Consider the following 12,097-nt stretch of genomic DNA (forward strand, 5'->3'; position numbering starts at 1 on the left):
GTCTTTTACTGGGGAGAGAACGCCATGAAACGCCTGCTGAGCACACTGCTGATCCTCGCCGCCCTGGCTGGCCTGCAAGGCTGCGGCCTGCGCGAGCCGATGCCCGCGGAACAAGACCCCGAGACCCCGACGCTGACGCCGCGGGCCTCGACCTACTACGACCTGGTCAACATGCCGCGGCCACGCGGTCGGCTGATGGCGGTGGTGTACGGCTTCCGCGACCAGACCGGGCAGTACAAGCCAACCCCGGCCAGCTCGTTCTCCACCAGTGTCACCCAGGGGGCGGCGAGCATGCTGATGGACGCCCTCAACGCCAGCGGCTGGTTTGTGGTGCTGGAGCGTGAAGGCCTGCAGAACCTGCTGACCGAGCGCAAGATCATCCGCGCCTCGCAGAAGAAGCCTGACGTCGCCGAGAACATCCAGGGAGAACTGCCGCCGTTGCAGGCTGCCAACCTGATGCTTGAGGGTGGCATCATCGCCTACGACACCAACGTGCGCAGCGGCGGCGAGGGCGCCCGCTACCTGGGCATCGGCCTGTCGCGTGAATACCGAGTCGATCAGGTCACGGTCAACCTGCGGGCGGTGGACGTGCGCACCGGGCAGGTATTGGCCAACGTGATGACCAGCAAGACCATCTATTCGGTCGGGCAGAACGCCGGGGTGTTCAAGTTCATCGAGTTCAAGAAGCTGCTCGAGGCCGAGGTCGGCTACACCACCAACGAGCCGGCGCAGCTGTGCGTGCTGTCGGCTATCGAGGCCGCGGTGGGCCACCTGCTGGCCCAGGGCATCGAGCGGCGGCTGTGGCAGGTGGCCGGGGAAGGGGCGGGGGACAAGGCGGTGCTGGACAAGTATCTGAGTCAGTATCAGCAGCAGTAGCGACCTACGGGGGCACGTGGCCCGCCGATGCCCCCTGCAGTTGGCATTCAAAGCAAATCAAACTTTGCAGCCGTGGCGGTATCTCCCATTAACGCAACCAGGAGAAACCACCATGTCAGATCCACGCCATTCGCCGGCCAAGCAGGGCCCGCACTCATCCGAGCAGGCCACCGAGCCCGACGACCTCGGCTTCGACCCGGACTCGCCGGATGTCGATGACCCACAGGTTGATCCCCAGGGGCCGGCGAAGCCACCGAGGGATGTCGAAAAAGAGCGCTGAATCATTCGCCGCATTGGTCGTACAGCCGGCGCGCCAGAAGAATCGCCGGCATGTTCGACTCCGCCCACTGCGCCAGACGCTCCACCGTACCGCCCAGTGTCGCGCCCAGTTCGGTGAGGGCGTAGTCGACGGTGGGGGGCACGGTCGGGTACACCTGGCGCTCCACCAGGCCGTCGCGCTCGAGCTTCTTCAGGGTTTGCGACAGCACCTTCTGCGAGACGCCGGCGATATCCCGGCGCAGCTGGTTGAAGCGCACCCGCTCGCCGGCGCTCAGGCGGTCGATGAGCAGCAGCACCCATTTGTCGGCAAGGCGGTCGAGCACCAGGCGGGCCGGGCAGTTCGGGGCGAATACGTCGTAGGCGGGGCATTCGCGGTAATGGGCCATGGGTTACTCCGAGGTAATCAGGTGAGTGAAAAGTGCCTTCTTGAGCGCCCGGGCGGGACTGGTTAGGCTTTTGTCCATGGTTCGCGGCCGCGCCATACCCTCCTGTTGAACGCACTGAAGGACTATCGAGATGAACACCGAACCCAAGGTTTCGGCGCTGCGTGCTGGCCGCTGGATCACTCTGCTACTGAGCGCGGCGGCCACTCTGGGCAATGCCGGCGAGCTGGTGACCCCGGCCACCCTGGTCGTGGACCAGAGCCTGCCCAAGGCCCAGCTGGAGCAACAGATCCTCGCCGCCCGCCGCTACGACACCTTCTGGAACACCGGCGACGAAGCCATGGCCCGCGCCGCGCTGGCCAACGACTTTCGCGACAACACCCTGCCGCCGGGACGGCCACAGGGCCTGGAAGGGCCATTGAGCGCTTCCAGGGCATTCCGCGCGGCGGTGCCGGACCTGCGCTGCGAGGTATTGCAGATGATCGTCGCAGGCGACCGGGTGAGCGCGGCGCTGCGTTTTACCGGGCACTTCACCGGCAAGCTGGGCGAGCACCAGGGGCAGGGTCAGGCCATCGACTTCATCGCCATGGATATCTATCGCATCGCCGATGGGCGGATCGCCGAGGACTGGCATCTGGAGGACAACCTTGCGTTCATGCGCCAGGCCGGGTTGGTTGGGCGCTGAACACACGGGCTGGCCTTGATCCAGGGTTGCCAGGACTGGCCTCATCGCCGGCAAGCCGGCTCCCACAGGTACAGTGCATGGCGTGACATTTGAGTGGTCGGTGTGGGAGCCGGCTTGCCGGCGAAAGGGCGCGAAGCGCCCCCGGTCGGTCAGTCGAACACACGTGGCGGATTGACCGGCGTATCGCCCTGGGCCAAGGCCCAATGGGCGATCTCGTCCTTGCGCATGAACGCCACGCCGGCATGGCTGCGGGCATAGGCGAAAAACTGGTCCAGCGCATGCACCACGGTAGGCGTGCCGCCGATGCGGTCATGCGCCGACAGCGACATCAGCCGGCGCCGTTGGCGGCCTTCGGCATAGAGGACGTCGAACTCGTCCTTGAGCTCCTGCAACAGCGCGGCGCCGGTCATCGCCGTGGAACCGGCGATACGGCCGATGTCGTTGTTGCGCAGGGTGTAGGGCACCACCGCGAACGGCTTGCCGCGCACCGGGGTGATCGAGGGTTCGTCGCGGGCCAGGTCGTCGATGTGGTAGAGAAAGCCGAGCTCCTGGAGGATGTTCAGGGTCTCGCGGGAGTGACGCATCCAGAACGCGTTGAAACCCACCGGGCGTTGGCCGGTGACGCGCTCGATGATGGCGCTGGCCTGCTCGTACTGACGACGCTCCTCTGCCGGCGTCAGGCTGTACTGCGGTGCCCAGTGCAGGCCGTGGCCGGCGGCTTCGTGGCCGCGCCTGACCACCTCGGCCGCCAGCTCCGGGTAAGCCTCCACAGCCTTGCCGACCATGTGCGAGGTGCCCTTGATGCCGTGCCGGTCGAACAATGCGAGCAGGCGCGGCACGCCTTCCAGCGGGCCATAGCGGTACCAGCTCGGGGCGATGGTGTCGGGGTAGCGTGAATCCAGGGGCGGGAAGGGGCTTTCGGCGTGTTCCGGCTGGCCACCGGACTCGAATTGCAACGACACGGAAATCACCAGTTGCGCGCCATTGGGCCAGAACCCTTTGCCATCGGCGCTATCGGGCAGTGCGCCGGTGCTGCTGCCCGGCTCTTTCGCCAGTGCCGCCCCCGCCGCGACGGCGATGCCGCTGGCGAGGGTGCCTTTGATGAAATCTCTTCTGCTGGCCATTGTGTTGCTCCTGTGCGGGATGTCGATGCCGGGCAGTGTAATTAGCGAGGAAATCACCAATAATCGGGCGAAAGCCAAAATCATATTTCGGAAAAGTCGAAAAGTATGCTGGATAACCTGGCGTTGTTCCTGACCATCATCGAAAAAGGCAGCCTGTCGGCGGCGGGCCGCGAGCGCGGGTTGTCACCGGCCACGGTGTCCGAGCGCCTGGCGGCGCTGGAGGCGCATTACGGGGTGGCTTTGCTGACTCGCAGCACCCGTTCGCTGAGCCTCACCGACGCTGGCCGGCAATTGGCCGAGGGCGCGCGGCGCCTGCTGGCCGAGGCCGACGAGCTGGAAAGCCGTCTCAGAGACGGCCAGCAGAAGATCTCCGGATTGGTGCGCCTGAGCGCGCCGGTGGATCTCGGCCAGCATTGCATCGTGCCGCTACTAGATCGATTCCTGGCCGAGCATCCGCAAGTGTCGATCGACCTGGACCTGACCGACGGCTACGTCGATTTGGTGGGGCAGGGCATCGACTTCGCCATTCGCTACGGCACCTTGGCCGACAGTTCCCTGCGCGCACGGCCCCTGGGCGACAACCGCCGAGTGGTGTGCGCCGCGCCCGACTACCTGCGCTGCCACGGCACGCTACTGCACCCGGACGACCTGGCGCGCCACGACTGTATCGTCATGCGTTTCGGCATCCACGCCGAACGGGTCTGGCCATTTCGCCTGGACGGCGTGGCCTACCCGGTGAGCGTGCGCGGGCGGCGGGTCGCCAATAACGGTGAGCAGGTGCGCCGCTGGGCGCTGGACGGGCACGGGCTGTGCCTGAAATCGCTTCGCGATGTGCGCGACGACCTCGACAACGGCCGTTTGGTCGAAGTGCTGGAAGACTTCAGCGCCGGGCAGGTAGCCCTGCAGATCGTCTACCCGCCGACGCGGGTGCAGCCACGGCGGGTAAGGGCGTTGATGGAGGCGATCATCGAAGGCCTGCGCTAGCGCGCCCCGTGGCAGCTGGCCGAGCCATTGCCACAGGGCGGACCGGCATCAGCCTTCGGCTTGTCTGGCGGCCTCGACACCGGCGGCCGACAGCTTGATCGGGTAGTTGACGCTGAGCGTGTGGCCGGCTTCGACATTCACGCTGCCGTCGTGGATCAAGCCTTGCTCCTGCAGGGTCTTGAGCATGCCGGCCACGGCTTTCTCGCCGCGGTAGTTGTCCAGCACTTCCTTGCCCAACCCTTGCGGGTGGGCGTGCAACAGGCGGGTCAGGACTTCCGAACGCAGTGCATCATTGCTCATGGGAGCCTCGCTTTGTCAGTGGGGCGGGTTACTGGCCGTGCTTGGCCTGCAGTTCCTTGGCATGCTTGAGGTGCTCTTCGAGCTTGGGCAAGGTCTCGCCGGCGAAGGCCTTGAGCTCGGCCTTGTCGGAGGAGGCGGCCTCTTTCTTGAACAGTTCCACGGCTTTCTCGTGGGCCTCGACCTGGTTGTTGACGTAGGAGCGGTCGAACGACTCGTCGCGCCATTCCAGGATCATCTTCTTGACCTTGTCGGTCAGCGCCGCTTCATCGGGTACGCTGATGTCCAGTTTGCGGGCGATGTCGCCGAGCTTCTGGTTGGCCTGGGTGTGATCGGTGACCATCTGCTGGGCGAAGGTCTTGATTTGCGGGTTCTTGCTCTTGTCCAGCGCCAGCTTGCCGGTCACCACTTCGGCGATGCCGGCCTCGGTTGCGGCGTCGACGAAGTCGTCCGACGAGGCGGCCATGGCCTGTAGCGACGCCATGCCCAGCACCATGGAAAACCCGACCCGCTTGAGGAACAGAGTGCTCATGTGTGACTCCTTATCCGTTGGCGCGACGTCAGTGTCGCGTACGGTTGAGGGCCGGCGGCGGGCAAAGGTTTAATTTTTCTGCGTGTTTTGAACCGATCGCGACAAGCAAAGCTCACACCTTCAAAGGTGCAGAGGAACCCGACCATGAGCATCGAACGCAGTATTCCCGAACTCGAGGCCTGGTACGCCCAGTACGACGATGCCAGCTATCGGCGCGAATCGCCCGACGCCTATCACCATGAACTGCTGCGCACGGCCGAGGCGCTGCGCGATGATGGCGCGATCGACTGGGACGACTGGCTCAAGCTCAAGGAGCTGGCAGACCAGGCCCACCTGGGTGCACTGCAAGACGCGGTGCAGGCCCGCGTGGACGACCCCGACGCATGAAAGCGCTGAAGATCGCCACGTTCAATGTCAACGGCATCCGCAGCCGGCTCGACAACCTGCTGGCCTGGCTGGCGCGTGAGCAACCCGACATCGTCTGCCTGCAGGAACTCAAGGCCAGCGACGCGCAGTTCCCCCGTGAGGCCATCGAGGCTGCTGGCTACGGCTGCCTGCACTTCGGTCAGGCGTCATGGAACGGGGTCGCCATCCTCGCCCGCGGCAGCCAGCCCCTGGAGGTACGCCGCGGCTTACCGGGCATGGAGGACGACAGTCAGAGCCGTTATATCGAGGCGGCGGTGCATGGCGTGCAGGTGGCTTGCCTGTACCTGCCCAACGGCAACCCGCAACCGGGCCCGAAGTTTGTCTACAAGTTGCGCTGGTTCGAAAGCCTGATCGCCCATGCCGACACGCTGCGCCGCGCCGAGCACCCGGTGTTGCTGGCGGGAGACTTCAACGTGGTGCCCACCGACCAGGACATCTACAACCCGAAGTCGTGGCTCAAGGACGCGCTGCTGCAGCCCGAATCACGCGCCTGCTACCAGCGCTTGCTGGAGCAGGGCTGGAGCGATGCGTTGCGGCAGTTGTACCCGCACGAGCGGGTCTACACCTTCTGGGACTACTTCCGTAACCATTGGCCGCGCAACGCCGGGCTGCGCATCGACCACCTGCTGCTCAACCCGGCCTTGGCCCCTTACCTGAAGGACGCCGGGGTCGATGCCTGGGTGCGCAACGAGGCGCACGCCAGCGACCATGCGCCGGTGTGGATCAGGCTCGGCACACGCAAGCGGCGCTGAACTATAGTGATGGACGGCAAAGGCGGGACGACAAGGAATTTCGATGGTCGCAGCCAGGAAAAATATGGAGGACGGCGTGTTCGCGGTGACCGGCGAAGGCCGCGCCGCGTCGTTGTTCCGCCTGATCCTGGGCTTCATGGCGATGGTAATGCTGGCGTTCGTGTTGATCGAGGGCTGGCGGATCTGGCGCGAGTACCGGCAAGTGTTCAGCGACGCCGAGAATGCGGTGATCAATCTGGCCCGGGCCACCGCCCAGCACGCCGAGGACGCCATCCGCCAAGTGGATGCCATCACCGCCGTACTCGTCGAACGCCTGGAAGGCGATGGCTTCGCCCACATCGATCGCCCGCGTCTGCACGCCTTGCTCAAGCAGCAGGCGCAGATCATGCCGCAGCTGCACGGCTTGTTCGTCTATGGCGCTGATGGCAGTTGGATCGTCACCGACAAGGACAGGGTGCCGCCGGGCGCCAACAATGCCGACCGTGACTATTTCATCTACCACCGTACCCACACCGATCGCCAGGTTCGCATCGGCTCGGTAGTGCGCAGCCGCTCCACGGGCGACCTGATCATTCCCATCTCGCGGCGCCTGGATCTGCCCGATGGCCGTTTCGCCGGGGTGCTGCTGGGGACCATCAAGGTCGACTGGTTCGTGCGTTACTACGGCGACTTCAAGATCGACGAACGTGGCGCCCTGGTACTGGCCAAGCGCGATGGCACCATCCTTGTGCGGCGACCCTTCGTCGAGCAGGTCATCGGCCGCAGCCTGGCCGGCAGCGAGATCTTCCGTCATTACCTGCCCTACGCCAGCGAAGGGGTGGCCGAGGCGGTGGCTGTGGTCGATGGCACTACGCGGCTGTATGCGTTCCGCGCACTGTCCAGCTACCCGCTGGTGGTACAGGCGGGTTTGTCGCGGGAGTCGATCGTCGCGCCCTGGCGGCACGACATGCTCAAATCGCTGGCGGTGCTGGTCCTGCTGCTGGTCGGCCTGGCCGGCTTCGGTTGGATCGTCCTGCGCCAGTTGCGCGCGCGCATCGCCATCGAGCGCGCGCTGCACCAAGCCCACCAGACCCTCAAGGCCCTGGCCCTGACCGACAGCCTGACCGGGCTGGGCAACCGCCGTCGGTTGGATGCGGTGCTCGAACCGGAGATCCGCCGGGCGCGGCGCCAGGGCCAGCCGTTGGCCCTGGTGATGCTCGACCTGGACTACTTCAAGGCCTACAACGACCGCTACGGCCACCCGGCGGGCGACCAGTGCCTGCGGCGTTTCGCCGAGCTGCTGCGCCAGGCGCTCAAGCGCCCAGGGGACCTGGCGGTGCGCTATGGTGGCGAGGAGTTCACCCTGTTGCTGCCCGATACCGATGTCCAGGGCGCCAGCCAGATCGTCCAGGAGATCCTGCAGCTGTTGCGTCGGCTGGCCATCGAGCATGCCGGCAGCCCGTTGGGGCATGTCTCGGTCAGTGCCGGTATCGCGGTGGGGGCGCCGACGCTGGAGACAGTGACCCCGGAGAACCTGATGGCGGCAGCGGATGCGGCGCTTTATGAAGCCAAGCGCCAGGGGCGGGATCGTTACTGTCTGGCGGCCAGCGTGGAGCAGCATCCTGCGCATTGAAGCCGTAATGCCTGCTGTGGCTATGGGGCTGGGGCCTCACTCCACCTCGACCAGCACCCCATCACGACCAAGCCGATAACGCTGCAGGTCCTGGGCCAGGGTCAGGTGCCCGTTGTAGTACGCCTGCGCCTCTTCGCGTACCTCCTCGATGGAGCCACCACGCCCACCGCCTGACTGGTAGCGGGCGCTGAAATGCGTCAGTACCAGGTTCCTCACGCCCGCCGTTTCAGCGAAGCGCGCCACTGCGGCAGCGGTGCTGTGGCCAAAGCTTGCCTGGGCACGCTCGACCACCGGTTGGGTGAAGGTGGCCTCGTGGACCAGCACATCTACCTTCGCCGCCAACGTGCCCAACAGCTCCGGGCGGTCGTTGTCGCCACAGACGATGATCCGTTGCGCAGGGCGTGTCGGTTGCAGGTAGGCCTGCGGGTCGAGTTGGCGCCCCTCGTGCTCGACGCGCCTGCCACGGGCCAGTTGCCCCCACAGCGGCCCGGCGGGGATGCCGTCGGCCTGCAGGCGTTGGATATCCAGCCGGGGTTCGGGGTCGCGTTCCTCGAATACAAAACCGTAGGACGGCACCCGATGCGACAGCTCGACCACGCCGATCTGCACTGTGCCATGTTGCAGTCCGGTGAATGTCTCGAGCGCCTGCATCTGCAGCTCGAAAGGCAGGTAGGTGTCGCTGACCGCCAGGCTCTGGCGCACCCAAGCTTGCAGGTTGGCCGGTAAGACCAGCTGCAACGGCTCCTTGCGCCCTGACATGCCGGCACTGGCCAGCAGCCCGGGCAAGCCGAAGCAGTGGTCGCCATGCACATGGGTAATGAGGATGGCGCGCAGATCGCGCACCGACAGCGGGCTGCGCAGCAGCTGGTGCTGTGTACCTTCGCCGCAATCGACCAGGTACCATCCGGTACCGGAGGATTCGATGACCGCCGTCGCGCTGACGTTGCGGGCCTTGGTGGGCACCCCGGAAGAGGTGCCCAGAAACTGCAGGTCCATTGCCTGACTCCTTGATTCGACGTTGTTGCGGCCCCGCAGGGCGGGGCGCGCGGAGGCTAGCATGGTGCTGCCGGAGGGGCCAGCACCGGAGCACTCCCAACATCGAGCTTACGCGCCACCAGGCCGGGCTAGTAGACACCGCCCTGGGCGCTGGCGGCGGCCCCTGCCTTGAACTTGCCCGCCAACCCCTGCAAACCGCGCATCAACACCGTGGTGTCGACCCCGACCGCGACGAACGCCGCGCCCAGCTCGATATACCGGCGCGCCAGCGCTTCGTCGGCGCTGAGGATCCCCGCCGCCTTGCCAGCGCGAACGATGCGTACGATGGCGTCGTCGATGGCCGCCTGCACCTCGGCATGCCCCGGATTGCCCCGCTGGCCCATGGCGGCGCTGAGGTCGGCGGGGCCGATGAACACGCCATCGACGCCTTCGACGGCGCAGATCGCGTCGAGGTTGGCCAATCCCTCGCGATTCTCCACTTGCACCAGCAGGCACATCTGTTGGTCGGCCTGGTCCAGGTAGTCGGGGATGCTGTTCCAGCGCGAGGCTCGCGCCAGTGCGCTGCCGACACCGCGTACGCCGTGTGGCGGATAGCGCATCGCCCGCACTAGCTGGCGTGCCTGCTCGGCGCTTTCGACCATGGGCACCAGCAGAGTCTGCGCGCCGATATCGAGCAGTTGCTTGATCAGCGCGGTATCGCCGATCACCGGACGCACGATGGGCTGGGCCGGGTAGGGGGCCACGGCCTGCAACTGGCCGAGCAGGCTGCGCAAGTCGTTGGGCGCGTGCTCGCCGTCGAGCAGCAGCCAGTCGAAGCCGGCATTGGCCGCCAGCTCCGCGCAATACGGGTCGGCCAGGCCGAGCCACAGGCCGATTTGCGCCTGGCCGCTGCGCAGGCGTTGCTTGACGGTATTGATGGGCATGTCCATGGGCGCTCCTCAGACAAAACGGCAGGCGATCGAGCCGAGTTGATCGTAGTCGACGTGGAAGGTGTCGCCGGGACGGGCGGCCACCGGGCGGGTGAACGAGCCGCCGAGAATGATCTGGCCGGCCTCGAGCCCCACGTCATGCGCTGCCAGCTTGTTGGCCAGCCAGGCCACGCCCTTGGCCGGGTGATTGAGCACCGCAGCCGACACCCCGGACTCCTCGATCACACCATTGCGATACAGCACCGCCGGTACCTTGCGCAGGTCGATATCGCCCGGGCGCACGGCGCGCCCGCCCATCACCACGCCGGCGTTGGCGGCGTTGTCGGAGATGGTGTCGAACACCTTGCGGGTGGCGCCGCTGAGCGGGTCGACCTGCTGGATGCGCGCATCGATGATCTCCAGGGCCGGGATCACCCACTCGGTGGCGTCGAGCACATCGAACAGGGTCACGTTCGGACCCTTGAGCGGCTTGCCGAGGATGAACGCCAGTTCCACCTCGACCCGCGGCACGATGAAACGCTCGAAGGGAATGTCGCTGCCTTCGTCGAACAGCATGTCGTCGAGCAGCGCGCCGTAGTCCGGCTCGGTGATGTTCGACGAGACCTGCATGGCCCGGGAGGTCAGGCCGATCTTGTGGCCGACCAGCTTGCGGCCGTCCTCGATCTTCTGCGCCACCCAGGCGCGCTGGATGGCGTAGGCGTCGTCGATACTGATCGAGGGATGTTCCAGGGAGAACTGGCCGACCTGTTCGCGGGTGCGTTCGGCCTGATCGAGGCGGGCGGCGGCTTGCTGGATGATGCGGGCGTCGAGCATGGAGACCTCAGGGCTGGCGGGTGAACAGAGGGTGCAGGCTGCTGTGCTTGGCGTCGTACACCTGCGCCTGGCTTTCGTCGATCTGTAGGGTCACGCCGACTGGGCGACGTTCCAGCAGCGTATCCAAATGCCGGCGCAACACTGCCAGCAGCGCGTCGCCAACCTGCTGGTGCACCGCGGCGCTGCGTCCGCCGCCCATGCGCAGGTTGGCGTAGACGAAACCGTAGGCGCCGCGGCCATCGGCGATTGCCGCATGGGCGGCGGGGTAGGCCAGCACACGGGTGCCGCCGGTGGGGAACACCTGGCGATGATGTTCGTCGTGCTGGGCGAGCATGCAGTCGGCCAGGGCGCGACACAGGCCGGGCATATCGGCGTCGGCTTCGATATCCGGGCTGTAGAGCAGGACCAGATGGGGCATGGTGGTGCTCCTTACAGGCGGCTTGTGGAGGTGACCCCGGCCGGGTTCGAGGCCTGGGCGGCGGGGATCGCGCTGCCGTCCTGCGGGGTGACCGGGAAGATCGCGTTGATCTGGCCGGTGCCGGAGGAGCCGAAGTACGGCGTCACCACTTCGGCCTTGCCGTCGTACTGCGACCAACCCAGGGCGCCGAGCAACATGGCGGTGTCGTGCATGAAGCCTTCGCCATGGCCCTTGACCGCGTACTCGGGCAGCATCGCGCAGAAATCGGCCCAGTCGCCGTCCTGCCACATGCGCACCACGCGGTGGTCGAGGGTCTCCAGGAACGGGCTCCAGACCTTGGTGGCGAAGTCCGGGGCCTGGCCGTTCTGGGCGAAACGGTGGGACAGCGAGCCGCTGGCCAGGAAGGCCACGCTGCCGTCGTAGTGTTCCTCCACCGCCTTGCGCATGGCCCAGCCCAGGCGTGCGCTGTCGTTGAGGTAGTGCGAGGTGCATAGCGCCGAGACCGAGATCACCTTGAAGTGCTGGTCGGTGTTCATGTAGCGCATCGGCACCAGGGTGCCGTATTCAGGCGCCAGCGTGGTGGCGTCGTGGGCCATGGTCTCCACGCCCAGGCGATTGCATTCTTGCGCGAGGATTCGCCCCAGCTCGGGGTTGCCGGGAAAGCCGTAGTTCATGTTGGCGATGAAGTGCGGCAGTTCGTTGCTGGTGTACAGGCCTTCGAAGTGCGCGGCGCAGTTGATGTGATAGTTGGCGTTGACCAGCCAGTGGGTGTCGAACACGACGAGGGTGTCGACGCCCAGTTCGCGGCAGCGCCGGCCGATCTCGAGGTGGCCGTCGATGGCCGCCTGACGAAAGCCCTGGCGCGGGCCGGGCAGTTCGGACAGGTACATCGACGGTACATGGGTGATCTTGGCGGCGAGAGCGAGTGTGCCCATGGGAATCTCCGGTAACGGGTTGTTGTTATGTATCCATGGCGAGGGCTTCGCCCTCG

Annotated in this window: 16 protein-coding genes; 7 read left to right on the plus strand and 9 right to left on the minus strand. The window is 66.1% G+C overall.

Features of this window, described 5'->3' with window-relative positions:
* Nucleotides 1-24 precede the first annotated feature (24 nt).
* Nucleotides 25-876 carry a CsgG/HfaB family protein gene (locus KSS90_RS12350; RefSeq protein WP_217869624.1) on the plus strand — a complete coding sequence of 284 codons (852 nt, stop codon included), beginning with the start codon at nucleotides 25-27 and terminating at the stop codon, nucleotides 874-876.
* Between the two features lie 112 nt (nucleotides 877-988).
* Complete coding sequence (locus KSS90_RS12355) at nucleotides 989-1,156, plus strand: DUF6021 family protein (RefSeq protein WP_177182940.1); 168 nt, start codon at nucleotides 989-991, stop codon at nucleotides 1,154-1,156.
* Between the two features lies 1 nt (nucleotide 1,157).
* Here the strand turns inward: KSS90_RS12355 and KSS90_RS12360 are convergent, their stop codons facing one another.
* Nucleotides 1,158-1,541, minus strand: a complete 384-nt coding sequence (locus KSS90_RS12360; RefSeq protein WP_217869625.1) for a winged helix-turn-helix transcriptional regulator — start codon at nucleotides 1,539-1,541, stop codon at nucleotides 1,158-1,160.
* Between the two features lie 130 nt (nucleotides 1,542-1,671).
* On the opposite strand from KSS90_RS12360, the gene KSS90_RS12365 reads away from it, so the two are divergent.
* The gene (locus KSS90_RS12365) at nucleotides 1,672-2,223 is read left to right on the plus strand and encodes an ester cyclase (RefSeq protein WP_217869626.1); all 552 of its coding nucleotides are present in this window, start codon (nucleotides 1,672-1,674) and stop codon (nucleotides 2,221-2,223) included.
* A gap of 149 nt (nucleotides 2,224-2,372) precedes the next feature.
* Here the strand turns inward: KSS90_RS12365 and KSS90_RS12370 are convergent, their stop codons facing one another.
* Nucleotides 2,373-3,347 carry a polysaccharide deacetylase family protein gene (locus KSS90_RS12370; RefSeq protein ID WP_217869627.1) on the minus strand — a complete coding sequence of 325 codons (975 nt, stop codon included), beginning with the start codon at nucleotides 3,345-3,347 and terminating at the stop codon, nucleotides 2,373-2,375.
* A 105-nt stretch (nucleotides 3,348-3,452) separates the two neighbouring features.
* Between KSS90_RS12370 and KSS90_RS12375 the strand changes: the two genes are divergently transcribed.
* The gene (locus tag KSS90_RS12375; RefSeq protein WP_217869628.1) at nucleotides 3,453-4,331 is read left to right on the plus strand and encodes a LysR family transcriptional regulator; all 879 of its coding nucleotides are present in this window, start codon (nucleotides 3,453-3,455) and stop codon (nucleotides 4,329-4,331) included.
* A 48-nt stretch (nucleotides 4,332-4,379) separates the two neighbouring features.
* On the opposite strand, the gene KSS90_RS12380 is transcribed toward KSS90_RS12375, so the two are convergent.
* Both KSS90_RS12380 and KSS90_RS12385 read right to left on the minus strand, forming a co-directional pair.
* Nucleotides 4,380-4,631 (minus strand): hypothetical protein, encoded by a 252-nt coding sequence (locus KSS90_RS12380; protein ID WP_217869629.1) that lies wholly within the window; start codon nucleotides 4,629-4,631, stop codon nucleotides 4,380-4,382.
* A 28-nt stretch (nucleotides 4,632-4,659) separates the two neighbouring features.
* Nucleotides 4,660-5,160, minus strand: coding sequence for a DUF4142 domain-containing protein (locus KSS90_RS12385; protein ID WP_217869630.1), 501 nt, complete (start codon nucleotides 5,158-5,160; stop codon nucleotides 4,660-4,662).
* A 144-nt stretch (nucleotides 5,161-5,304) separates the two neighbouring features.
* Here KSS90_RS12385 and KSS90_RS12390 point away from each other — a divergent pair, with 144 nt between their 5' ends.
* From KSS90_RS12390 to KSS90_RS12400, 3 genes are read left to right on the plus strand one after another with little or no spacing between them, the layout of a single operon-like run.
* Complete coding sequence (locus KSS90_RS12390; RefSeq protein WP_102685119.1) at nucleotides 5,305-5,547, plus strand: hypothetical protein; 243 nt, start codon at nucleotides 5,305-5,307, stop codon at nucleotides 5,545-5,547.
* The gene (gene xth, locus KSS90_RS12395) at nucleotides 5,544-6,338 is read left to right on the plus strand and encodes an exodeoxyribonuclease III (protein WP_217869631.1); all 795 of its coding nucleotides are present in this window, start codon (nucleotides 5,544-5,546) and stop codon (nucleotides 6,336-6,338) included. The genes KSS90_RS12390 and xth overlap by 4 nt, the downstream gene beginning before the upstream one ends.
* A gap of 43 nt (nucleotides 6,339-6,381) precedes the next feature.
* Nucleotides 6,382-7,950 carry a sensor domain-containing diguanylate cyclase gene (locus tag KSS90_RS12400; protein ID WP_217869632.1) on the plus strand — a complete coding sequence of 523 codons (1,569 nt, stop codon included), beginning with the start codon at nucleotides 6,382-6,384 and terminating at the stop codon, nucleotides 7,948-7,950.
* Between the two features lie 36 nt (nucleotides 7,951-7,986).
* Here KSS90_RS12400 and KSS90_RS12405 read toward each other — a convergent pair whose 3' ends face one another.
* The 5 genes from KSS90_RS12405 to hpaD form a co-directional block, all read right to left on the minus strand.
* Complete coding sequence (locus tag KSS90_RS12405; protein WP_217869633.1) at nucleotides 7,987-8,946, minus strand: ribonuclease Z; 960 nt, start codon at nucleotides 8,944-8,946, stop codon at nucleotides 7,987-7,989.
* Nucleotides 8,947-9,074: 128 nt separating this feature from the next.
* Complete coding sequence (gene hpaI / locus KSS90_RS12410; protein WP_217869634.1) at nucleotides 9,075-9,875, minus strand: 4-hydroxy-2-oxoheptanedioate aldolase; 801 nt, start codon at nucleotides 9,873-9,875, stop codon at nucleotides 9,075-9,077.
* 9 nt (nucleotides 9,876-9,884) lie between these two features.
* On the minus strand, nucleotides 9,885-10,688 hold the full coding sequence (gene hpaH, locus KSS90_RS12415) for a 2-oxo-hept-4-ene-1,7-dioate hydratase (RefSeq protein WP_217869635.1): 804 nt from the start codon (nucleotides 10,686-10,688) through the stop codon (nucleotides 9,885-9,887).
* A 7-nt stretch (nucleotides 10,689-10,695) separates the two neighbouring features.
* A complete protein-coding gene (locus KSS90_RS12420) occupies nucleotides 10,696-11,106 on the minus strand; it encodes a 5-carboxymethyl-2-hydroxymuconate Delta-isomerase (protein WP_217869636.1) in 411 nt (136 codons plus the stop codon).
* Nucleotides 11,107-11,117: 11 nt separating this feature from the next.
* Nucleotides 11,118-12,041 carry a 3,4-dihydroxyphenylacetate 2,3-dioxygenase gene (hpaD, locus tag KSS90_RS12425; protein ID WP_217869637.1) on the minus strand — a complete coding sequence of 308 codons (924 nt, stop codon included), beginning with the start codon at nucleotides 12,039-12,041 and terminating at the stop codon, nucleotides 11,118-11,120.
* Nucleotides 12,042-12,097: the final 56 nt, after the last annotated feature.

The organism is Pseudomonas maumuensis (assembly GCF_019139675.1).
Lineage (GTDB): Bacteria > Pseudomonadota > Gammaproteobacteria > Pseudomonadales > Pseudomonadaceae > Aquipseudomonas > Aquipseudomonas maumuensis.